26 protein-coding genes and 3 pseudogenes are annotated in these 22,793 nt (G+C 34.9%); 24 read left to right on the top strand and 5 right to left on the bottom strand.

Going from position 1 to position 22,793, the window contains the following annotated elements; translation table 11 throughout:
- Positions 1–15: 15 nt before the first annotated feature.
- The 7 genes from MHH96_RS18835 to MHH96_RS18805 all read left to right on the top strand — a co-directional run bounded on the left by MHH96_RS18835 (position 16) and on the right by MHH96_RS18805 (position 4,805).
- Entirely contained in the window at positions 16–834 is an 819-nt protein-coding gene (locus tag MHH96_RS18835; RefSeq protein WP_341117856.1) for a pentapeptide repeat-containing protein, read from the top strand.
- Between the two features lie 159 nt (positions 835–993).
- Positions 994–1,176: a hypothetical protein gene (locus tag MHH96_RS18830; RefSeq protein ID WP_047940533.1), complete on the top strand. Its 183-nt coding sequence runs from the start codon at positions 994–996 to the stop codon at positions 1,174–1,176.
- A 150-nt stretch (positions 1,177–1,326) separates the two neighbouring features.
- Complete coding sequence (locus MHH96_RS18825; RefSeq protein ID WP_047940534.1) at positions 1,327–1,611, top strand: hypothetical protein; 285 nt, start codon at positions 1,327–1,329, stop codon at positions 1,609–1,611.
- A gap of 424 nt (positions 1,612–2,035) precedes the next feature.
- Positions 2,036–2,596, top strand: coding sequence for a sigma-70 family RNA polymerase sigma factor (locus MHH96_RS18820; protein WP_336045517.1), 561 nt, complete (start codon positions 2,036–2,038; stop codon positions 2,594–2,596).
- A complete protein-coding gene (locus MHH96_RS18815) occupies positions 2,593–3,951 on the top strand; it encodes a DUF4179 domain-containing protein (protein WP_336045518.1) in 1,359 nt (452 codons plus the stop codon). Before MHH96_RS18820 ends, MHH96_RS18815 begins: the two co-directional genes overlap by 4 nt.
- Before the next feature lie 201 nt (positions 3,952–4,152).
- The gene (locus tag MHH96_RS18810) at positions 4,153–4,353 is read left to right on the top strand and encodes a helix-turn-helix transcriptional regulator (RefSeq protein WP_047940535.1); all 201 of its coding nucleotides are present in this window, start codon (positions 4,153–4,155) and stop codon (positions 4,351–4,353) included.
- A complete protein-coding gene (locus MHH96_RS18805; RefSeq protein ID WP_047940536.1) occupies positions 4,350–4,805 on the top strand; it encodes a hypothetical protein in 456 nt (151 codons plus the stop codon). The genes MHH96_RS18810 and MHH96_RS18805 overlap by 4 nt, the downstream gene beginning before the upstream one ends.
- Positions 4,806–4,951: 146 nt before the next feature.
- Here MHH96_RS18805 and MHH96_RS18800 read toward each other — a convergent pair whose 3' ends face one another.
- Positions 4,952–5,518, bottom strand: a complete 567-nt coding sequence (locus tag MHH96_RS18800; protein WP_047940537.1) for a non-canonical purine NTP pyrophosphatase — start codon at positions 5,516–5,518, stop codon at positions 4,952–4,954.
- A gap of 517 nt (positions 5,519–6,035) precedes the next feature.
- On the opposite strand from MHH96_RS18800, the gene MHH96_RS18795 reads away from it, so the two are divergent.
- From MHH96_RS18795 to MHH96_RS18770, 6 genes are all read left to right on the top strand, one after another.
- Positions 6,036–6,410, top strand: coding sequence for an iron chaperone (locus MHH96_RS18795; RefSeq protein ID WP_095320668.1), 375 nt, complete (start codon positions 6,036–6,038; stop codon positions 6,408–6,410).
- 20 nt (positions 6,411–6,430) lie between these two features.
- Positions 6,431–7,093 (top strand): DUF1801 domain-containing protein, encoded by a 663-nt coding sequence (locus MHH96_RS18790; protein ID WP_095259034.1) that lies wholly within the window; start codon positions 6,431–6,433, stop codon positions 7,091–7,093.
- Between the two features lie 130 nt (positions 7,094–7,223).
- Positions 7,224–7,454 (top strand): hypothetical protein, encoded by a 231-nt coding sequence (locus MHH96_RS18785; RefSeq protein WP_047940539.1) that lies wholly within the window; start codon positions 7,224–7,226, stop codon positions 7,452–7,454.
- A gap of 173 nt (positions 7,455–7,627) precedes the next feature.
- A complete protein-coding gene (locus MHH96_RS18780) occupies positions 7,628–8,110 on the top strand; it encodes a DUF2975 domain-containing protein (protein ID WP_095322248.1) in 483 nt (160 codons plus the stop codon).
- 10 nt (positions 8,111–8,120) lie between these two features.
- On the top strand, positions 8,121–8,336 hold the full coding sequence (locus tag MHH96_RS18775) for a helix-turn-helix domain-containing protein (RefSeq protein ID WP_047940541.1): 216 nt from the start codon (positions 8,121–8,123) through the stop codon (positions 8,334–8,336).
- Between the two features lie 2 nt (positions 8,337–8,338).
- Complete coding sequence (locus MHH96_RS18770) at positions 8,339–9,124, top strand: DUF817 domain-containing protein (protein ID WP_251689015.1); 786 nt, start codon at positions 8,339–8,341, stop codon at positions 9,122–9,124.
- Between the two features lie 60 nt (positions 9,125–9,184).
- Here MHH96_RS18770 and MHH96_RS18765 read toward each other — a convergent pair whose 3' ends face one another.
- Together MHH96_RS18765 and MHH96_RS18760 are read right to left on the bottom strand one after the other, a co-directional pair.
- Entirely contained in the window at positions 9,185–9,496 is a 312-nt protein-coding gene (locus tag MHH96_RS18765; protein WP_336045413.1) for a hypothetical protein, read from the bottom strand.
- Positions 9,497–9,844: a hypothetical protein gene (locus tag MHH96_RS18760; RefSeq protein ID WP_144581695.1), complete on the bottom strand. Its 348-nt coding sequence runs from the start codon at positions 9,842–9,844 to the stop codon at positions 9,497–9,499.
- 379 nt (positions 9,845–10,223) lie between these two features.
- On the opposite strand from MHH96_RS18760, the gene MHH96_RS18755 reads away from it, so the two are divergent.
- The 8 genes and pseudogenes from MHH96_RS18755 to MHH96_RS18720 all read left to right on the top strand — a co-directional run bounded on the left by MHH96_RS18755 (position 10,224) and on the right by MHH96_RS18720 (position 16,855).
- Complete coding sequence (locus MHH96_RS18755) at positions 10,224–10,919, top strand: DUF4176 domain-containing protein (RefSeq protein WP_341117852.1); 696 nt, start codon at positions 10,224–10,226, stop codon at positions 10,917–10,919.
- Positions 10,919–11,128, top strand: coding sequence for a hypothetical protein (locus tag MHH96_RS18750; RefSeq protein WP_047940543.1), 210 nt, complete (start codon positions 10,919–10,921; stop codon positions 11,126–11,128). Before MHH96_RS18755 ends, MHH96_RS18750 begins: the two co-directional genes overlap by 1 nt.
- 25 nt (positions 11,129–11,153) lie before the next feature.
- Entirely contained in the window at positions 11,154–11,462 is a 309-nt protein-coding gene (locus tag MHH96_RS18745; protein WP_047940544.1) for a hypothetical protein, read from the top strand.
- 1,250 nt (positions 11,463–12,712) lie between these two features.
- Positions 12,713–13,345 carry an HNH endonuclease gene (locus MHH96_RS18740; RefSeq protein WP_341118136.1) on the top strand — a complete coding sequence of 211 codons (633 nt, stop codon included), beginning with the start codon at positions 12,713–12,715 and terminating at the stop codon, positions 13,343–13,345.
- Positions 13,346–13,366: 21 nt separating this feature from the next.
- A complete protein-coding gene (locus tag MHH96_RS18735; RefSeq protein WP_095322245.1) occupies positions 13,367–13,834 on the top strand; it encodes a DUF6985 domain-containing protein in 468 nt (155 codons plus the stop codon).
- Positions 13,835–14,675: 841 nt separating this feature from the next.
- Positions 14,676–15,151 (top strand): annotated as a pseudogene (locus MHH96_RS18730) (recombinase family protein); the annotation flags it as partial.
- 298 nt (positions 15,152–15,449) lie between these two features.
- Positions 15,450–16,370, top strand: a complete 921-nt coding sequence (locus MHH96_RS18725) for a DNA/RNA non-specific endonuclease (RefSeq protein ID WP_341117850.1) — start codon at positions 15,450–15,452, stop codon at positions 16,368–16,370.
- 5 nt (positions 16,371–16,375) lie between these two features.
- Entirely contained in the window at positions 16,376–16,855 is a 480-nt protein-coding gene (locus MHH96_RS18720; RefSeq protein ID WP_093726036.1) for an immunity protein YezG family protein, read from the top strand.
- 584 nt (positions 16,856–17,439) lie between these two features.
- Here MHH96_RS18720 and istB read toward each other — a convergent pair.
- Positions 17,440–18,198, bottom strand: a complete 759-nt coding sequence (istB, locus tag MHH96_RS18715; protein ID WP_061801337.1) for an IS21-like element helper ATPase IstB — start codon at positions 18,196–18,198, stop codon at positions 17,440–17,442.
- Complete coding sequence (istA, locus tag MHH96_RS18710) at positions 18,198–19,487, bottom strand: IS21 family transposase (RefSeq protein ID WP_061801336.1); 1,290 nt, start codon at positions 19,485–19,487, stop codon at positions 18,198–18,200. The genes istB and istA overlap by 1 nt, the downstream gene beginning before the upstream one ends.
- An 873-nt stretch (positions 19,488–20,360) precedes the next feature.
- Here istA and MHH96_RS18705 point away from each other — a divergent pair.
- The 3 genes and pseudogenes from MHH96_RS18705 (at position 20,361) to MHH96_RS18695 (ending at position 22,717) form a co-directional block, all read left to right on the top strand.
- A pseudogene (locus tag MHH96_RS18705) lies at positions 20,361–20,940 on the top strand (polymorphic toxin type 15 domain-containing protein).
- A gap of 14 nt (positions 20,941–20,954) precedes the next feature.
- On the top strand, positions 20,955–21,509 hold the full coding sequence (locus MHH96_RS18700) for a T6SS immunity protein Tdi1 domain-containing protein (RefSeq protein WP_095257191.1): 555 nt from the start codon (positions 20,955–20,957) through the stop codon (positions 21,507–21,509).
- A gap of 429 nt (positions 21,510–21,938) precedes the next feature.
- Positions 21,939–22,717 (top strand): annotated as a pseudogene (locus MHH96_RS18695) (recombinase family protein).
- Positions 22,718–22,793 lie beyond the last annotated feature (76 nt).

Below are 22,793 nucleotides of genomic sequence, written 5' to 3'. Positions count from 1 at the left end.
CTAGGAGTTTTGGAAATGATTAATGCGTTAAAGTCAGATTGTCAAAATTGCTTTGGATTATGTTGTGTAGCATTGCCATATGGAGAATCAGCAGATTTTCCCTTTGATAAAGAGAGTGGAATGCCATGCAGAAATTTATGTTCAGACAATGCTTGTTCCATCCATGATAAATTGAGAAAAACAGGATTCCGCGGTTGTGTATCATATGAATGCTTCGGTGCGGGGCAGCATGTATCTCAAACCATTTACAAGGGGGAGGACTGGCGGAGGGGCAAGCATGCAGAAGAAATGTTCCTTATCTTTCCGCTTGTTCAACAACTACATGAAATGCTCTGGTATCTAAATCAAGCACTTACGTTAAAGGAAACTTCTTCTTTTCATGACAAACTTCAACGTATTTATGATGAAACCGTTGAACTAACCGAGAGAACACCGAAAGAGATTTTAACAATTGATCTTAATTCTCATCGAAGGAAAGTTAACGAGCTCTTAATTGATTCAAGCATAAAGTATAGAGAGAGTTGGATGAATAAAGGGAGAAAGAGATTAAAAAATAAATCGGACTTTATAGGGGCTAATTTAAAAGGATTAGATTTACAAGGGGAAAATTTTCGAGGGAAGCTCATGATTGCTGCTAATCTAAGGAATAGTGATTTGCGAGGAGCTGATTTTATTGGTGCAGATCTACGAGACGCTGACTTAAGGGCAGCAAACCTGGAAGCTGCGCTCTTCCTTACACAATCGCAAATTAATTCCGCTATTGGCGATGTTCATACTAAAATACCAAACTATTTTGAAAGACCCAAACACTGGATAGAGAGAGAGATTTTGTGAATATTTATGGAGCTTTTTTTATGGAATGCGCTCTTTCTTAACTGAAGTCATAAACCGGCTTCAGTTTTTTTATTTAAAAGGAAAGGACAAATTTAGAAATGCATACATATTCATATAGCTACTAGTTGTTGGATCATTCTTAGAAAGAGGCGATAACACATGGTGAGACTAAATACTTTATATCAGCATAAAGTAAAGGGCTGGCAATCAAAGCAAGTTATTTATCAAATTCCTCCCTCCATTGGAGAAACAATTGTCATTGAAAAAGCTTATTACAAAATTGTGAATATCATCCATTACAGTGAGGAGGGCTCTGTAGAGGTAATAGCGGACACTGAATAATAACTTACGGGAAAAAGGTGTAAGATAGGTAGAAATATTTGTTGTTTTGTGATGAATATATACCCATTGTTTCCATTATCCCAATTAAAGATGTCTAATTATCTCCATTTAAGCTATAATAGTAATAGACACACTCGAAAAGGAGAATGTATGAAAACAAAGGCTAAGATTAAAGGTGTAAAGTATAGCACAGATTACAAATTTCCAAGGTATAAAGTGAAGTTAGAAACGCCTGAGGGGAAAGTATTAATCATTGCCTTCGATCATACTTTAGCTTCCAAAACAAAAGGGTATGTTCCATTAAATGTTAATTATGATGGAGAAGACATGGGGAATAAATTGTCATGGTATTCTAAAAAAATTGAAAATATGACCATTAATGACTTTCTAAGAATATTGGCTGGTAAGATTGATAAGTTTTATAAAGTTAGTTAAGGTGACTCTCTGTTTGAGAGTTTTTTTTATTATCATAAAGATAACGCTTACAAAAAAAGAAGTCGCTTCATATTATATATTAGATAATCGAATAGGATAGGAGCATGTTATATGATATTCGAGGCGTTTCCATTGTTAGTGAAGTTTTTATTTTACCTAATATTTATTTTATCGATGAATCCTTCTTAACAGGAGTAATTTGCTATGTTTAAAGAAAAATCTTGTTATTGAATACAAAATATTCAGATGCAAAATGATTGGCTGAATTCTTAACTGAATTTAGCTTTTTTATTTATCAAGTAATTATGATGGAGAGGAATAAAGAGTAATTATCATTACGGAAGAAAACTTATTACCCTTAAAAAGTGAATCCTACGGTATAACTATATCGTCTAACTAGCGAATCTATAAGGGGGGGGAAGAAGTGATTTCTAAAAGACTAGAACATTCATTATTAAGAGAGCTAGAAGAAAATGAATTAGAAGAGCTGTTAGAAGAAATTATGATTTTGTATGGTGATGAACTGACAAGGTTAGCTTATACATATGTAAAAGATATGGAAACGGCAAAAGATATTGTGCAAACTGTTTTTATTAAGTGTTATACCCATTTAAAGACGTTTAAAGGAGAAGCAAAATTAAAGACATGGCTTTACCGAATTACAATCAATAAGTGTAAGGATCATATAAAAAGTGCCTATGCGAGGCGGTTTAGCTTATTTAAGAAAGATATAAATCATAAGAGCGCCACTATACCGTCACCAGAAGACGTAGTAATGAATCAAACGATACAAGCAGAGCTAAAAAATATAATTTTAAGACTTCCGCCAAAATACGCTGAAGTAATCCTTTTATACTACTATGAAGAGCTAGATATAAATGAAATTGCAGATATTCTTCAAATTTCTAAGAATACTGCGAAAACGAGACTGAGAAGAGGTAGAAAAAATCTATTGCCATTTCTACATAAGGAGGAATTCAGATGAAGAATGATTCCAAATTTATAAAAGAGACACTAGGAAATGTTATGGAAGATGTAAACTTTTCTGAAAGTGATCGACAGAAAGTTATATTCGAAGTGAAAAAGTTGAAGGAAGAGAATGTCTCGCATCCTAATATACTTGTTTTATATAAAAAGCATGTCGTAGCAACTATTACGTTTTGTTTATTTATCTCGATGCTGCTGACTTTTTCAAAATTGTCTCCAACTCTTGCAAACACACTTTCCTCTCTCCCTTTTATCGATTCAATTTTCAAAGCATATGGGGATGGTGGATTACAGAAAGGGAAGGACAGCGAATTAGTATCAAATATTGTAGCCACTTCAAAAAGTAATGACGTTGAAATGACGATAGAGGAAGCAATTTATGATGGGGAAAGAATCTCCTTTAGTTATGTAGTGGAATCGAAGGAGCCAATAAGTGAGTATCAGATTGATAATTTTAATATTTCTTTTAAGGAAGAAGCAAGAGCAGCTATAGGTAAGTCAACAGATGCTGAGAACTATGAAAAGGTGACTGCCAATAAAGTAGCCGGGATTGGAACAGTAAATTTTTTGCAAAATGAGGAATTACCAAAGGAAATTGAAGTTCATCCCTATTATGCAGTAGTAATAAACGGAAAGTATGAGATCTTTCAATTTGAATTTAAACTTAGCAAAACGGAAAACGTAAAAACGATTGCTCCGATGATTACGAGACAAAACAATGAGAGTGAATTTACTGTGAAGGAGATAAAAAGAACACCAATCACTACAGTTGTTAATATGAGCTTTAAACGTCCAGTGCAAAAAAATAACGATAAAATGCTAATGTTTCAATTAATCACAAATGAAGGAGAAGTAGTACCTTATTTAGATGGTTTTATAGAAGGCACGAAAAAGACCGATATAGAAGTAATGAACTCTATTCAGGAATCATTTGAAGGGTTGGATGAAAAAAATACAGATTCAGTGACCATTCAACCAATGATTGCTAATCTTAATCAGACTAATAATCTAATCGAAATACCATTTAGAGGGAAGGGGACTAAATTAGATTTAGGCGATTTGGGGAAAATCAATATTATTGGCGTTAAGTATACGGGAAATGTAATGAAATTAATGTATGAATTAAATAGCCGCTTTCCTTTTCTAAATCCAAATCATTTTTCATTAAAGGATCGTATGGGAAAAGTATATTATGGAGCAAGTACATCCATAACCTTTAAAGAAAAGGATTATTACATTATCGAAGAAGAATTTATAAATATCCCCAGACAAGGACTAACGATTGAATATATGCAAGAAGAAGCTCCTCAAATATTAACAGATTTAGAAATTGAAGTTCCACTAAAAAAATAAATTTGTTCCGTCTTAAGGGCGAATGATAAAAAATGGAATACTAATAAACTAGACCAAATTGCATAGGATTTGGTCTGTTCTTCTTCTAGTTTTACGAATAAAAGATCCTTTATGTAAGATTTATCTTGCATTTTATAAATATATAATGTAAGATAAATCTTACATATTGTTAAATATATATTTCATTGTGTAGGTGAGTATATGGCAAGTAAAATGAAACTAGCAAGAATAGAAAAAGGTTTAACACAAGAACAGCTTGCAAAACGAGTGAATGCTACTAGGCAGACTATCGGTTTGATTGAAAAAGGAGAATACAATCCTAGTTTGAATTTATGTATTGCTATTGCTAAAGAATTAAATACAACATTAGATGATTTATTTTGGGAGGTCGAGTTGTCATGAGATCTTGGATATCTTTTTTATTACCTAATGATGAATATAAGGAAAAAAGGATTTTGTACTTTTTTTCAGAAGGAGCAATAATCCTTTTGCTTATCCTTGCAGGAATGCTTATACTGAATAACTATGTTAATTTAGATGCTAAAACATCTCTATTACTACCTATTGCTATATTTCTCCTTTATGTGTTAGGGCGGTATATACTATCTGGCATTGAGTATGCAGATATTGCAACAGAAGATTCTTATAAGAAAGAATTAAGAAGTATTGTGATGAAAACAAGTAGTTTTGTCATTTTATTTTTCTTGTTTTATGCTATTTTTTCAAGTTTTCCAGCCAACATAAATGAATGGATGGAAACAATTGTGTTAATAGTGTTCGCAGGTTTGCTATGGTTTTTCGTTAACTACATTTCTTTAAAACGTTCTTATAACAAAAATAAGGATTTGCTATAAACAATTTATATGTTCATTTGTTAAATAATAAAATAAACTAAGATTATGAAGATAATAGAATCCAAGCATTCCTTGTTTGCTTTTTCGGTGCAAGAACATATTGTGTTTAAGTATGTTCTTGCACCGCTTTTATTAGATTTTCTCTATCACAACGCTTCAAACCATTTTCCAAATTTACGAATACAGGACTCTTCTTTCTTTTCTTCATATATATGGAAATCATCTTCCGTAAATTCAGCAAGTGTTTTATTAAAATGTTTGGGAATGAAAATATACCAGAGATCAGACCATTTTTTATCATTATCTAAACCTCTTATTTCTTCAGCTATCGTTCCTTGTGATTTGCTCTCAAAGTAGGTTATTTGTTCACCATCATAATAGGCCAAACAAGATCTAAATTCGCAAGCACGGTTATTTTCCTCTTTTAGTAATTTCAATATACCAGTAATACCGATAGTATCTAACATATGGTTTACATATGCTCTAGGAAAACCGTTTAATTCTTCGATGAAAAAACCAGAATCTAAAGCAACGCATGGTCTCTTAACGATTTCATATGCTTGCAAGACTTTTTGTTTAGCAATCTCTTTAATATCGTCAGTACGTGGCTCGCTTAACTCTTCCTGTATAGGAGTCACTTTTATATTTTTTAATTCCTTTTCAGCAGATGCAATTTTTCCTTTGTTGGTTGTTACAAATATAATTTCCTTCATCAAAGTGTCTCCTTGTGTTTGTATATTACTTATTGAATTTTACTGTTCTTTTAATATAACAAAATTTATAGAAGAAAAAAGAGAATTTTAGCTAATCGGTAAAGAACTTTTAGAGCAAGATTAAAATAGAATAACTTTTCATATAATGATCATAAGGGAGGGAGAAGAAGAATCCGATTGTCTTAATGATAATAATAGGATTGGTTGTTCTTACAGATTGTTTTTGGCTTGATAGAAATAAAAGCAGATGGGGATGGATGAAAAACTGGTCTAGCTTTGGCAAGGGGCTATTCTTTTCAGTGTTTATTATCATTTCTATGTTAATTTATGTTGGATTAAGTGTAGTATATTTTTAAGGATAATAGCTAAGACAATAAGTATAAAGAACTTATAACTATAGCAAAAGTGTTGAATCTTAACCTTCTTTGTAGCTAGAATAACAAATGAATATACGATATGATAGACTCAGAATCAAAATAACATTAAGTGGCAATAGAATGTATGTTGGAGGATAAATATGGAAGTATTTGCAGATTTTTTAGCAGGGATTGATAATCCAGAGCATCGGTCTCGAACAGAAGAGGTTTTACAGTGGGTAATGAAGAAATTCCCCAATTTAGTTCCGAAAATGGCTTGGAATCAGCCGATGTTTACAGATCATGAAACATTCATAATTGGCTTTAGTATTGCAAAGCAGCATTTGGCAGTTGCACCTGAACGAGCGGGAATCATCCAATTTTCAGAAGCAATTGTGCAAGCTGGCTATGATCATACGAAGCAGCTCGTACGAATAAAGTGGGACAATCCCGTTGATTTTTCTTTATTAGAAAAAATGATTGACTTTAATATTACTGATAAAGCAAATTGTAAGACATTTTGGAGAAAAGAGTAATAATAGAAGGGTGTACTCGTATGACAAATAGAAAATTAAATCCTCAGGTGGAAGAATATTTAAGCAAAGATAGCAAATGGCAGGAAGAATATGTGAAGCTAAGACAGCTTGCTCTTGAGTGCGAAGAACTGACCGAAGAATTTAAATGGATGCATCCATGCTACACTTATAAAAATAAAAACATTGTGCTTATTCATGGATTTAAAGAGTATTGTGCCCTGTTATTTCATAAAGGTGCTCTCTTAAAGGATCCTCAAGGAATTCTAGTCCAACAAACAGAAAATGTCCAGGCAGCACGGCAAATCCGCTTTAAGAATTTACAAGAAATAGTGAAAATGGAATCTGTCATAAAAGAATATATTCTTGAAGCAATTGAAGTGGAAAAATCCGGTTTGGAAGTGACGATAAAAGAGCATAAAGAATTCAGTATTCCTGAAGAACTTGAAATGAAATTTGAAGAAATACCAGCATTAAAAACAGCTTTTGAAGGATTGACACCAGGACGCCAAAGAGCATACATTCTTCATTTTTCCCAGCCAAAGCAAGCAAAAACAAAAGTAACAAGGATTGAAAAAGCAATGGAGAGAATCCTAAATGGCAAGGGATTAAATGACTGTATTTGTGGCCTTTCCCAAAAAATGCCTAATTGTGATGGATCACATAAATTTGCCGGCAAAAAATAGTCGCATAGGGACAGTATTAATGTTTCTGAAAGGAAGCTGAGAACTGTCTTTTTTGTTTTATTTGAAAAAGAAGGAATTTTCTGTCTAAACATAGAATTATTCATAAAAATATGTTTAGAGAGGTGTAAGAATGGATCAAATTAGTTGTATTTCCTACATATTGCATCAGTCTCGCGAAGAAAACATCCGAAAAATAGCAATTGATTTGTTAATTGGAGACATTTCGTTAAAAGAAGCAGAAAGAATTTCTCCTGAAGTAAAGAAAGAACTGAAGAAGGCAGAAGCATTGTATAAAAACCAGCGGATTGATTTAAAGGCCGTTTCCGTATTTGTACAAGACTTTATGTTTGTAACAGGATAGTTTATTGATAAATAATTTTATTGTTAAAGTATTTCTTTTTATAAGAGGTACTTTTTATTTTACTCTTTTTTATTATAAACAATAAAAAATAAATAATTAATAATAAAAATTTATTGTAAATCGATAAATCGTATGATAAATTCAAATAGAAATAAAATAGTGAGGTGTTTTTGATGAAACAAGTATCAACGCTCTTTTTAAAGATTGCTGTTATTCTTATTGGCGTACCTATTCTGGCCTTATGTATCTTTTTAGTACCAGAAATCGGAAATTTTGCTGCTGAGTTGTATCCTAATGATGCTTATTTAAAATATTTGATAATGCTTGATTTTTATGCAGCAGCATTTCCCTTCTACTTCGCATTATATCAAGCATTTAAACTGTTAAACTATATTGATAAGAATGAAGCATTTTCGGAGTTGTCCGTTAATGCACTAAAGAAAATAAAAAACTGTGCCATTTCTATAAGCGCGATTTTTGTGGTGGGATTGCCGTTATTTTACCTCTTAGCAGAAAGGGATGATGCGCCAGGAATTATTTTAATTGGACTTGTTCTGATTTTTGCTTCGATGGTCATTGCCGTTTTTGCTGCAGTACTTCAAAAGCTATTAAAAGAGGCAATTGATATAAAATCAGAAAACGACTTAATCGTCTGAGGTGATATAAATGGCAATTATAATAAATATTGATGTAATGTTAGCAAAAAGAAAAATGAGTGTAACAGAATTATCGGAAAAGGTTGGAATAACAATGGCTAATCTTTCTATTTTGAAAAATGGAAAGGCAAAAGCAATCCGTATTTCAACATTAGAGGCAATATGCAAAGCATTGGATTGCCAGCCAGGCGATATACTGGAATATAGAAACGAAGAGGAAATCTAGTGATAAGAGCATTAAAGCAGCTTATTTGTTTCGGATGGCAACAAGCTTTAGCTTGTGTTTTTCCTTTAGCTATTTTTGCGTCACTGGCAATGACAAAAATGATAGAACTTCCCTTGTTACCAAGATACGATTGGCTGCTTCTTATCTGTCTTTTTATGCAGTGGGTGATGGTCCGTACTGGTTTGGAAACGATTGATGAGTTAAAGGTTATAACCGTTTTCCATTTGATTGGACTTGCCCTTGAGCTTTTCAAGGTTCATATGGGTTCATGGTCTTATCCAGAAGCGGGCATTACAAAAATTTTTGGCGTCCCTCTCTTTAGTGGCTTTATGTACGCAAGTGTTGCGAGTTTTTTATGTCAGGCATGGCGGAGGTTAAAGGTAGAGCTAGTAAATTGGCCATCTTTTTTAGTTGTTGTGCCACTTGCTGCTGCTATATATTTGAACTTTTTCACCCATCATTTTTGGATAGATATTCGTTGGTATTTATCTGGATTGGTCCTAATCGTGTTTTGGAAATCATGGGTATTATACAAGGTAAATGGTATTAGATATCGAATGCCGCTAGCACTCTCTTTTGTACTGATTGGATTTTTTATTTGGATAGCGGAAAACATTGCAACTTATTTTAGTGCATGGGAATATCCCAATCAAAAAGATGCTTGGAGCCTTGTTCATGTTGGGAAAGTGAGTTCATGGCTATTATTGGTGATAGTTAGCTTTCTTATTGTGGCAACTTTGAAGCTGGTTAAGGGGAAAAAAACCAGCTTAAATAATAATGAGAAATAAAAAGCGTAAACAGATAGCTCCTTGATGGGAATGAAGTCTTGGAGCTATTATTAATTGATTTTAGTTTTCCTCATTAGCTTCATTCGAGTACACTTCTTTTCCTACTCGGATCCATTTCATCATATTTTGTTTATCTGGATAAGTTTCCTCTAAGTAATTGTATTTTTCCAAAAAGGCTTGTCCCTTTTTCGTTAATCTAGCTGGTTTTATGGAGAAAAAGGGATCGATTCTTAGTACTCTTTCAATAAATCCTTCATTTTCTAAAAAAAGGATGAAATTTTCAAATTGCCGCTGTTGCATATCATAATCTTTTGCTGTCGGTAAAGCAATGCCCTTATGTATCTCTCTTAGAACGCTGTAGGCAGCCCTCATTTAGAAATCATTTCGAGTAATCGCATAGATAAAACTGCAAATACTCCCAATAAAACCAATCCATAAATGAACGGAGATTTCCGTATCAAGTGTTCCAGAAAATATAATAGAAATGGCAACACCGTATATAAATCCTATCATTATGGCAAACAATCGGTTATATCCTTCTATTTTAAAACAAAGCTCCATTATGATGGCCTGGATTAAAATAATGAAAAATCCACTAATAGACTGAAAAATAAGAGCTTCAAAAAGTTCATCTATCTTATTTTCTATTAAAAATAAGATAGCATAAAGAAATAGATAACAAAAAAAGCTCGCGAAAAAACCTTTCATCACATTTATCATAAAAAAATCCTCTAATTTATTTTTGAACTATTCTATATTTTACCAAAGAACAGAGCTAATATGTTTTAAAAGCAATAAAATAATAAATCCATCTCATCCTTATAAGGGTCAAGGATTGCAGGGATTTCAAAAAATATACTAAGGAGGATAGAATCTGATTTAGAAAATTTAGTAGGAAAAAGCAAAATTAGCCTTTGATTGAGTCAGTCTTTCCGGCTTCAAAATTATTAGTAGACAGCATTTGAATGAAGGGGTATTTAGGAAAATAAAGGAATATAAGTAGGTCTTTGGTATTTAGCTATTTTTAACCTTATCATTTCCAATTCCCTCATTTATAATATATGTATGTAAAATATTTACATGGCAGGGAGGGAGCCATTTGAATGATAGAAAACAGTTAAAGGCGTTGGCAATGAAAAAAATAGCTCAGCTCATGGATTCTTTATCCGATGAATCAAAGGGGAAATATCGTGCGGCAATCCATGCGTTTGCTGACTTATATTTGGAGGACGAGCTCGTCTTTCGGGAACTCTATTTTGCTTATAAGCAAGGGCTCCATTCCTATGATATAAAGAGCACTAACCAGGAAATCATTTATTATAGAAAAGAGGATAAGGAGCATGTGATTCAGTTTAGACAGTCCCATTATCGTTTACAGGACAATCTTTTCTTCCCCTTCGTTACTTCCTGCATAGAAATAATGAGAGAAGTGCTGCCATTAGGGTCAGTTGTGGAACTGAATCCGCTTTACTTTCTGCCAGAACAGCAAACTTCTTCAGCAGCCAAAATTGTCATCACCAAGCGTTATACCGTTCCAACAGGTTATCAAACGTTTTTTCCGTACGGCGGTGTGGTTTATCCTGTAGGAGAAATGAAGAAAGATGCCATCCTTTATTTCACAGAGCCTTTGATTACAAATGTCATACATATGGGTTTTAAAGATGAGATGGAAGAAGCATTTGAACTGCTTATGAAAGAAGAGCTAGTTGTAGAAAAAAAGATGACATCGATTGAGTTTTCCGCACAGGACATGCAATCGTTACAAGTGGAAATGGAAAGAGCTGGTGAAGGATAATGGCAAACTATACGTCAAGCTTTTCCTCTAGCTTAGTATCAAATATGATCTCTTTTTTGGAAGATGCCAAAGAGGGCATACAGAAAAATTTTGAGCAAATGGACTTAGAAAATGCCTCTGTGGAAGAAGAGATGCGGGAAAAAATAGAAGAAATGATTATAGAACTGAATCGACTGATTGTCGCTATTGAATCCGTTCCTTTTAGATGAGAAAATAGGAGAGAGGAGTTTACCATTGGGAACCGCACAGATAAAGATGGATATCCGTGAGTTACAGGCTACTTTACAAACCCTGCAATCCAGTATCGATGAGTTTAGTAGTTACACAGACACCTTTCGTACGGGCACAAGAAATCAGCTGAAAAACTTTCATTCTGATTTCATTGATAAAGTAGATGCTATTCTGGATCATATGAATAATGATGTAAATAAAGAGTTAGTAAAAAATATGCATGCTGTCTATACAGCCGGTAAAAGCATATTGGAAGAAATGACAAAGGCAGACGAAGAAATCAGCAAGGACATTCGGAGCGGCCAGTCATGAAACGGGACTTAAAAATTAACTATGGGATTCTGGATCAGATCATTGAACAGCTTCATACATATAAGCGGGCTCTTCATCAGATGCAGACTTCTCTGCATACGATAGCTGGCTATACAGAGAGGAACGCGGGAAAGAGCCTGGAAGCCTGGGAAGAGCTCATGCAGCAATCTAAGAAAAATATCCAAAGCTATCAGACGCAAATAGAGGATTTATTAACATTGTTTGAAAACTATGTGGCTGATACAACGGCCTATATTAGCCCTATTTCCAGAAACAGCATGATGAGAGTCGATCGGAACGATATTTGGGGAAATCTCACCCAGATTGAATGGGGAGTAACCTATAGACTTAGCCGCGCCATTCAGGAAACATATCGGTCCCCCAGCCTTCTATTTAGTCTGTTTGACGATACAGATCCGGAAGAAAAAGAGCGAAGCAGATATAATAAACAACAGCTGGAAAGCATTCGAAATGATATGGAATCTGTTCAATCCAAGCTAAAAAATAAAATGGAAGAGCTGTGGGATCTCTATGAGTCAAAAGTAAAAAAGTATGAAAACACAGATGATGAATATGCAAACAAGGCCTCTCGGGTCAAGGATCGCTATACAACCTTCTCTGAAAGGGTAAGCGATGTGATTTCTGTAACAGCAGAGGGAGCTTGGGATTTTGTAAAAGGTCTCGCAGTAGCGATTTATGAGATAGCCAAAGGCCTTATTACGCTTGTTATCGATGCTGGAATCGTGGCCGCATCAGGAATCATTCCAGATTCTATAGAGCCGGATTTTCTAAAAAAAGCTTCTACGAAAAGGATAGAGAGTGCTACAGAAACACTCGATGCGATTATATACGATCCCGTAATCGTCCTTGAATCGATGGCGCAGTCTATAACAGACACCGCCGAAAAAGAAGGGATTATGTATGTATCGGGGAGTGCAGCCACTTCCTTCCTCCCATATGTCGGCCAAGCAAAATACCTAAAGCTGTTAAAAGGAGAAAAAAGTAAAAATAAAGCCAACGAAATCCGTTCAGCTATTTCACAAAAAACAACAAAATCGCTCCAACGAATCGATGGAAGCAAGAAAGAGAACAGCCTATGGCCTAATGGCATAAAAAATAGTGGAAAACAATATGTCCAAGAAGTTACCCACTTCTTTAGACAAACCTTCATGCCCCATCCGTCCTTCCAACTAAGTACAGCGAATCAGGTTCCTGTCAATGTGTGGAGCAGAGCCACAATAGAAAATCGGATGGATTCAATCGTTCCGGTCTCTTTGAGGAAAGTGGAAGGGAAGGGGACTGCTAAGGGTACGGGTAAAGACACTCCAGCTGCTTTCAGACAAACTGAATTTGCTAGTTCTTATGAAGAAAGGCTTAATCAGACACCTTCACTAATTAATCAAAAGGTTGGATTTGAAGGAACAAGAGGGGAATCTAAATGTACACTTAAACCACCACCGGATCCACAGTTGAAAAAAATATTAAATGAAGCTGGTGTTGATGGAATACAATATAAAAATGCTGTTCCTGATTTTTCGCCAGTTGCAAAAGCCGAATTTGATATTGATTACATGTTAGGTGGAAATGGAAACAGAGGAACAAATGCTAGAAGAGCTAATTTCGCTCAAGCAGATCAAAAATTAGCAGATCAGCTTAATAGTTCCCCAAATCTTGCTCGAAATTTCGGGATGAAAGCTGGTGGAATAAAAGCTAGAGATATAGAAAGATACCGAGAAAGAAATAAATTAACATGGCATGAATTAAACGATGTCAAAACTATACAACTTGTGCCATCAAAGATAAACAAGACATTCGGACATCTTGGTGGTGTAGGTGAGATAAATGCAGGCGCGTTTGAACCTGGGGGATTTGCTAAAAAATAATAGTAGAAAGGTGATTCTAATATGAAAATAAATGATACAGTTTTTGGTGAACTTGAATATGAATATGGTTGGTCTAGGTACACTACTATAGAATTTTGTGGAAAAGAAGCAGAGGTAGCACTTATGATAAAAGGTGAAGAGGATGGTAAGTTTGATGAAGAACAATATATTGCTTATAACTCACTGATGCAAAAATGGGAACAAATACAATACAGTATATTGCAACCAATTTTAAACTATTATAAACAAACGCGACATGAATTGGGTTATGATATTGACCACAATGAGAATTACCCGGAAATTGAAACAACTGATCAAATACTTGAAATGATTAACCTAGTTGGTATTGTTGTTCCGTATGGGGATATTTATGATGAACGTGATATTGGAATAACATTTGATTGTACATGGGATATAGAAAATGGGTTGGGACTCCGTTTATTGAATGAACAGGTGAATGAAGTAGGGTACCAAGATGTAGCAATCTAAATATACTATTTGTTATACCATAACAATCTTTAACCATATTTTAATGGGAAATTAGTACAATAATTAGTCGAGATGAAAATTAAAATGTATTGAAGTAAAATTACAGGGGAAATGGCGAAAACTAATAATTTTAAACATGCTCGATAGCTTAAAATTAGGATTAGTAATAGATTACTCTATATAGCTAACTATAAGCACTTGATTGCCTTATTAGGCAACAGGTGTTTTTGTTTTTTTGTTAGAATTTTAACTTTAGACGACATTGGATTATTCTTTACTGAAATTCATAGCTCATGAAGGTAGTACCATCATGGAGTATTGATTTAATATTTGGATTTTGTAAGATGTACGATAAACAGGCGAGATGACATTTTAAGTGGTAGGAATACTTATGATACTGCAAAGCACTTAAACTAAAGAGAATGACAATGCTCGTAATGCTAAAGATGGTATCGATACGGATACATAAAGATAGTGAATAATAAAAAGTGAAGATTTTTGAGTGAGACAATAAGAATATGATTTGTTTGAGAATCGAAAGCTCATGATGGTTGTACCGTGATGGAGTATCGTTTTAATACTTGGATAGTAAGAAAAGTACGATAAATAGGCGAGATGACATTTTATATGGTAGGGGTAGTTATGACATGGATTGGCTAACAAACTAATGACAATGACAAAGCTCGTGGCGATAACCAATGGGTAACGTAAAGAGGTGCTGTTTTATTGTATAAGAAAATTAACTTATGGTTGTATTTTTACTAGAGACGGTCGGATAATACTCGCTATTCGTTAAAAAACGTTACAAAAATTAAAATTTATGTAACGGGAGGGGGAAAAGTTGAACGTTGTTGGGTATATACGAGACTCCACTCAAAGGCAGGCAAGAGATGGGGATAGCTTGAAATATCCAGAAGATGAAATTAAAACATATTGTGAAGAACAAGGTTTTAACTTGGTACATATTTTTAGAGAGGAAGGAATAAGTGGCGCAAAACTGAATGAAGAAGCATTTGAAATAGACAGGGTGGGCTTACAGGAGATGTTGGCTCACCTTTCGTCTGTCCAAATTAATTATGTGGTGGTGCTGAACACAAGCTGATTATGGCGGTCAGACATTGTAAAGGTGTTGATACAACGAGAGCTAAAGAAATATGGATGTGATATTAAAAGCATTGAACATCATTTTACAGTATCCATAAAAAAGATCCAAACGACTTTTTGGTAAACAGCTTAATGGAATTGTTAGATCAATACCAACGATTTGAAATTGCCCTTAAATTAACGAAAGGAAGAAACAAGAAGGCAAAGGAAGGTATTCCCCCTATTTCCAGAAACAGCATGATGAGAGTCGATCGGAACGATATTTGGGGGAATCTCACCCAAATTATATGGGGAGTAAGCTATAGACTTAGCCGCGTCATTCGGGAAACGTATCGGTCCCCCAGCCTTCTATTTAGTCTGTTTGACGATACAGATATGGAAGAAAAAGAGCGAAGCAGATATAATAAACAACAGCTGGAAAGCATTCGAAATGTAGTTATAAAACGATCCCGTAATCGTCCTTGAATCGATGGCGCAGTCTATAACAGACACCGCCGAAAAAGAAGGGATTATGTATGTATCGGGGAGTGCAGCCACTTCCTTCCTCCCATATGTCGGCCAAGCAAAATACCTAAAGCTGTTAAAAGGAGAAAAAAGTAAAAATAAAGCCAACGAAATCCGTTCAGCCATTTCACAAAAAACAACAAAATCGCTCCAACGAATCGATGGAAGCAAGAAAGAGAACAGCCTATGGCCTAATGGCATAAAAAATAGTGGAAAGCAATATGTCCAAGAAGTCACCCACTTCTTTAGACAAACCTTAATGCCCCATCCGTCCTTCCAACTAAGTACAGCGAATCAAGCTCCTATCAACGTGTGGAGCAGAGCCACGATAGAAAATCGGATGGATTCAATCGTTCCGGCCTCTTTGAGGAAAGTGGAAGGGAAGGGGACTACTAAGGGTACGGGTAATGGTAATATAGTCAACGAAGTTAAAGAAATTGATTTTGGAAAGCACATAATAAAAGGTGAAAATGGTAAGAAACAACTACTCCCAAATACTAAGTACGTAACCAATGATAACTACAAATATACTACCGATGAACTTGGACGTATTGTAAATGTAGATGCTCCCGAACTTGTATTGAAAAAGGCTAATGGAAATAAATACGCTCAGGCAAATGTAGGGGGAAGAGACAGATTACCAGATGATGATGGCGGACATTTAATAGGAGCACAATTTAATGGTCCTCCTGATATTGATAATCTTGTACCACAAAATAGTCAAATTAATAGGAGGGGGGGAGTTTGGTACGAAATGGAGACTGAATGGGCCAATGCATTGAAAGAGCTACCACCCAAGAAAGTCTCTGTTAGTATTGAACCGATCTATTCTAATAATTCAATGCGACCAGATTCCTTTATGGTCGAATATGAAATTGAAGGCCAATTTCCAGTGATCCACGAGATTGCAAATAAATCAGGAGGCTGATATTGATGAGTTTTGAAACAGAATTAAACGAGTTATATAAAGAAATTGCACAACAGGTTAATGATATGATTCCAACTGAATGGGATAATTTCTATTTTAATGGTGAAGTTAAGGAAGGAGAAGGAGGAGTTTTCTTCTTTTTTACGCCAAAAGGTGAGGAACAACACATTTTTTCACATTATATTCCAAAATTATATAGTGTAGATAAGAGGGCTTATAATAAAGAACTACATAAATTATTTCAACTTACTGTTGAACTCCAAAAAGTTTTTACTGATAATGACCAAGAACCTTGGTTTTCAGTGACATTAATATTAAATGATACAGGTAAATTAAACGTACATTTTGATTATACAAATTGGCATGAAAGTGAATTTGGTCCAACAGATAGAATTAAGTATTTTGAATATAAATATATAAGTCAAAACAAAGAACAGCTAGATTTTGATTTATTAGAGAGAATGAAGGAATTTGAAGAAAAGTAAACTATAAAGCACTTGGTTGCCTTTTAGGCGACAGGTGCTTTTGTTTTTGGTGAAGTAAGAACAACATGAATGAGACCAGTTTGAAATTCAAAGCTCATGAAGGTAGTACCATAATGGAGTATTGATTTAATATTTGGATTTTGCGAGAAGCACGATAACCAGACGAGATGACATTTTACATTCCAAGAGGACTTATGATACTGCAAAACACACAAACTAATGGTATGACAAAACTCGTAATGATAAAGGGGTAACGATACAGATACATAAATCTAGTGAATAAAAAGAAAGTGAGAATTTTTGAGTGAGACAAAAAGAAAATGATTTACATGAAAATCGAAAGCTCATGATGGTTGTACCATCAAGGAGTATCGTTTTAATACTTGGATAGTAAGAAAAGTACGATAATTAGGCGAGATGACATTTTATATGGCAGGGGTAGTTATTACAGGGAATGGCTAAAAAACTAACGAGAATGACAAAGCTCTTGGCGATAAAAGGTAGGTTACGTAAGAAGGTTACTAGTTTAGCTATAAATGTCAACACAAATATGTACATTTTCGCTCGTTTAAGGATGTACAAAATCACTCGTTTTCTTGCACTAAATGATCCTTTAAACGATAGGAATTTCCCACCATTGTCACAACCTTCGCATGGTGTAAGATGCGATCTAAGATGGCATTTGCCAGCTTAGGCTCCTGAAATACTTCATCCCATGCCTTAAAGTTTACGTTCGTTGTTAAGATCGTACTGCGCTTTTCATATCGCATGTCAATCAGTTGGAAAAATAATTTCGCATCTTCTTGATCAATTGGCAAATAACCAATCTCATCAATGATTAATAGTTTATATTTTGTATAATGTTTTAGACGAGTTTCTAAGCGGTTCTCCAATCGTGCTCGTCTTAAATTCTGAATTAAATCATGGCATTTAATGAAATAGGTACTTGTTCTTTTCTTTGCTGCCGCAATCCCTATGGCGGTGGCCAAGTGTGTTTTGCCAACACCACTTGGTCCTAAGAAAACAATATTCTCGTTCTCTTCAATAAAGCGAAAGGTTAGAAAATCTTGAATCTGTTGCTGATTGACTGAGGTTTGGAAAGTGAAATCAAAATCTTTTATTTCTTTCATATGTGGAAATGCAGCCACCTTTACCATCGACTGCGTCATATTTTGTTCTCGCACATCAATTTCATAGTTGGTTAACTTGATTAACGTATCAATAAATGACAGCTGGTTCTGGACTCCGAAATCAATTACTTCATTTAAATGTAGAGTCATTTGCTTCAGCTTTAGATACTCTAGGTTTCTTAATAATTGTTGATAATTAGTGGATAGATTCATTATTTATACACTTCTCCAATCGTTGCTAGATTTTTCTTTGCCAAATCATCGATTTCCGGATAGTTATAGTAAGGGGCTGAAACAGCCAAACCTGCTTTATAATGTGCTTCCTGATAATTTAGCTTCGCTTTGCTGATTGGATGCTGTGCAATAAGTTTCATGTTATAATAAATCCATAAGTTGTTATCATACACTTGTAAACCTACTTTCTTTCCTTGATATTCTGGTGGTACGGAATACTGGTTTGATTTGTAGGAGATCATGTTGGATGCATTGACTTTTACTTGTGTGTGCTTAATGCGATAGGAATCTCTTACTTTATCAGTTGGTAGCTGGAGTAAGTGGTTCCTTTCTTTTTTATATTCAATCATTGGTATTCTTCCTGTCCCTTGGTGAATCTGGTGATTCACTCTGTTGGCTAACTCTTGTATAAATTGATGCAGTTCCTCTAAAGAGAATTGTCCTTGATAGGCATGAATTTCGTCTAACAATTTCATTGTCGTTTCGACTTTTCCCTTTGTCCTTGGTCTGCCAGCGATACAGGCTTTCACTTTAAAGCCAAAGTCTTTTGCGAATTGCTCAAACTTTGCATTCACTTTACCCGGATAATGTTCCGTTCTTGCTTCATCCATCACTGTTTTCATATTATCCGTAAGGAGTTCCTCAGGAACACCGCCAAACGTTTCAAAAGCTTCTGTTAGAAAGGAAAACAGCGTACTTTGTGACTTGGAAATACTCAAGTGGAATACTCGCAATCTTGAAGTAGATAGAATAAGCGCAGCTACATTGATCTCGACCTGCTCGCCATCTTTTGTTTCATATTGAATATTTTCCTTCCAATCTAATTGAGCTTGTTTACCTGGCGGAGTTTCATAGCGAACCGTCCCCTTCGGAGAAGCAATACGTTTGTCCTCCACAAAGTAAGCATTAAATTCAGGTATTCGAGCGATATAGGCTCGAAAGGTCGAAGCACCACAGTCTAAACCGTGATTATCCTTTAAGTACTGCCAAAGCACCCGCCGATAATAAAACACCTGTTTAGAATCCTCAGATAAAAGAGCAGCGATCACTTCATAATATTCATCAATTTTTGAGGACTTTTTTCTTGTCCTCTTGGGGACAAAACCATTTAGATATTTCTCAACTGTTCGTCGATCTACTCCAAGTTCTTCAGCCAATTTACTCTTATTAATTTTCATTTTCATATGCTCCATTATTTGTTTGAATTTTGGTAAGTCTGAAAGACTATTAATCTCAAAATTAACATCGACATTTAATGATATATACATGACTAGTCACCTCAAGACTAGTATGTAAAATGAAAGCAAATTTGTACATATTTATCCAAGCATTATTGTACATATTTAAAATAGCATTTCTAGTTTAGCATCAGGCAGACAAAAATTGGGTTGTATTTTTACTAGAGAGGGTCGTATAATACTCGCTATTCGTTAAAAAGCGTTACACAAATTATAATTTATGTAACGGGAGGGTGAAAAGTTGAACATTGTTGGGTATATACGAGTCTCAACTCAAGGTAAGGCAAGAGATAGATATAGCTTGAGATATCAAGAAGATGAAAATTAAGAGTTTTGTAAAGAACAAGGCCTGAACTTGATTATATTTTTAGAGAGGAAGGAATTAGCGGCGCCAAATTGAATGACGAAGCATTTGAAATAGACAGGGTGGGCTTACAGGAAGAAAGAGAGCGAAGCAGATATAATAACAGCAGCTGGAAAGCATTCGAAATGTAGTTATAAAACGATCCCGTAATCGTCCTTGAATCGATGACGCAGTCTATAACAGACACCGCCGAAAAAGAAGGGATTATGTATGTATCGGAGAGTGCAGCCACTTCCTTCCTCCCATATGTCGGCCAAGCAAAATACCTTAAGCTGTTAAAAGGAGAAAAAAGTAAAAATAAAGCCAACGGAATCCGTTCAGCCATTTCACAAAAATCAACAGAATCGCTCCAACGGATCGATGGAAGGAAGATAGAGAACAGTCTATGGCCTAATGGCATAAAAAATAGTGGAAAACAATATGTCCAAGAAGTCACCCACTTCTTTAGACAAAACTTTATGCCCAATCCGTCCTTCCAACTAAGTACAGCGAATCAAGCTCCTATCAATGTGTGGAGCAGAGTCACGATAGAAAATCGGATGAATTCAATCGTTCCGGCCTCTTTGAGGAAAGTGGAAGGGAAGGGGACTACTAAGGGTACGGGTAATGTAAAACACTTAGATGATGTACCAAGAATAAAAGAAGTTGAAGTTAATTTTAAAAGAAATGATAAACATGACTTCGAAGAGTTTGCAAGACAATTGAAAGACCAGAAAAAGGTATGAATGAACTAACAGTTGATGAGTATTTAAAAAATCGTGAGAAGTATATTGAACAAGGGCGTGCAATTGAAGGTAACGCTGCACAACAAGCGACTCGAGAAAAAGCTTTAAATAAAAAAATAGAAGAATTATTTGAAAGTGGTATGTCTTGGGAAGAAGCTGAGATAAAGCAAATAGTTGGTTGAAAACGCAAGCAGCACTTCACAATCCAGACCAAATAGCTGGAGGTAATCTGCTAAATATTGGTGGTATGGGAGATAAAAGAATAAACTCATCAATTGGATCACAGTGGAAATATAGAATCGATATTGTGGATGAACAAATAGGGGAACTAGCTAAATTAATGACACCTGAGCAGCGAAAGAGTACCTATTTAAATGTTAAGCTTACACATTAGAGGAGGTTTGTAATTTGAGCTTATTCAAAGATTTTAAGAAAGTAAGTGAAGTAAAGGAGTGTACAATTAATAAATATAAAAATATACTTCCAGAAGCTTTGATTGAAGCATGGAAAACATATGGGTATGGTACATTTATGAATGGGTATTTAAAAATAATTAACCCGGATGAATTTAGCTCTTTAGTAAATGACTCTTATTTAAGAAGCAAAGGAACAATACCTATTTTCAGTACATCCATGGGTGATGTTATACTTTTTGAAAAGGATGAAAACCAAGAGTCCTATCTTGTAATGATTAACTATCGAAAAGGTAAAACAAAAGTGGTAGCTTCAAAATATTCCTTGTTTCTTAGATTTTTAGAGGAAGAGACGTTTAGACAGAAGGCATTAGATTGGCTTCCTTATCCAGAAGCAATAGAAAAATATAAAGAACCAGAGTATGATGAATGCTTTGGCTATACACCTTTACTAGGTTTAGGTGGAGCAGAAAAAGTAGAGAATCTAAAAAAAGTCAAACTGAAGGAACATATTCTTATTATTACTGAATTTATGGGACCAGTTCAGTAATATTCGGGAGTATGTTATAGAATTTACCATAAGCACTTGATTGCCTTATTAGGAATCAGGTGTTTTTGTTTTTTTATAAATTTTAACTATGGACGATATTGGATATTGCTTTACTGAAATTCATAGATCATGAAGATAGTATCATCATGGAGTATTGATTTTATATTTGGATTTTGTGAGAAGTATGATAAACAGGCGAGATGACATTTTAAGTGGCAGGAAGACTTAATGATACTGCAAAACCCACAAACTAACGACAATGACAAAGCTCGTGGCGATAAACAATTGGAAACGTGAAGGGGAGTCCATAAGCTGCGTTGGTTTAATAAATTGTGGGTTGAGTTTTTATTAGAGAAGAACCTATAAATACTCGCTAGTCGCTAAAAAGCGTTACCTAAATTTAAATTTTCGTAACGAGAGGGTGAGAAGTTGAACGTTGTTGGGTATATACGAGTCTCGACACAAGGGCAAGCAAAAGATGGATACAGCTTGAAATATCAAGAAGATGAAATTAAAGGGTATTGTAAAGAACAAGGCTGGAACTTGATCTATATTTTTAGAGAGGAAGGAATTAGCGGCGCCAAATTGAATGACGAAGCATTTGAAATAGACAGGGTGGGCTTACAGGAGATGTTGGCTCACCTTTCGTTTGTCCAAGTTGATTATGTGGTAGTACTGAACACAAGCCGATTATGGAGGTCGGATATAGTGAAGGTACTCATACAACGAGAGCTGAAGAAATATGACTGTGACATTAAAAGCATTGAACAACCTATGTACAGTATCCATAAGAAAGACCCCAATGACTTTTTGGTAAATGGCTTAATGGAGTTATTAGACCAATATCAACGGCTTGAGATAGCGCTAAAGCTAACAAAAGGAAGAAACAAGAAAGCGAAGGAAGGTGGATATGCAGGAGGAAGGGCGACATTTGGCTATACCAAACAAAAGGGGGAAAAGGAACTAAAAAAAATACGCAATGGGCATGCAGAAGTAGTGAAACGGTTATTTGAATTGAAAAACTTACACAGAAAATGGTCACTGTCTAGGTTGACAGAAGCTTTGAATGAAGAAGGGTATCAAACAACCCAGGGGAAAGCATTTACGAAAGAACAAGTGAAGCGAATATTAGACTGAGAAAGTTTTTTATAAAGGGATATATATACGGACAAATACAAGCAAATGGTAAACATGAAGCAATAATTTAAATGGTTACTTAAGAGACTCATTTTCTTATATATTCTTATGTAAAGGTGAAAATGGATAGGCTTTCGTACCAAAGCG

Source organism: Niallia sp. FSL K6-0212, assembly GCF_038007605.1.
Classification (GTDB): Bacteria; Bacillota; Bacilli; order Bacillales; family Cytobacillaceae; genus Niallia; species Niallia circulans.
Note: the sequence above shows the minus strand (reverse complement) of the source record. Positions and strands in the feature narration are given on the sequence as shown.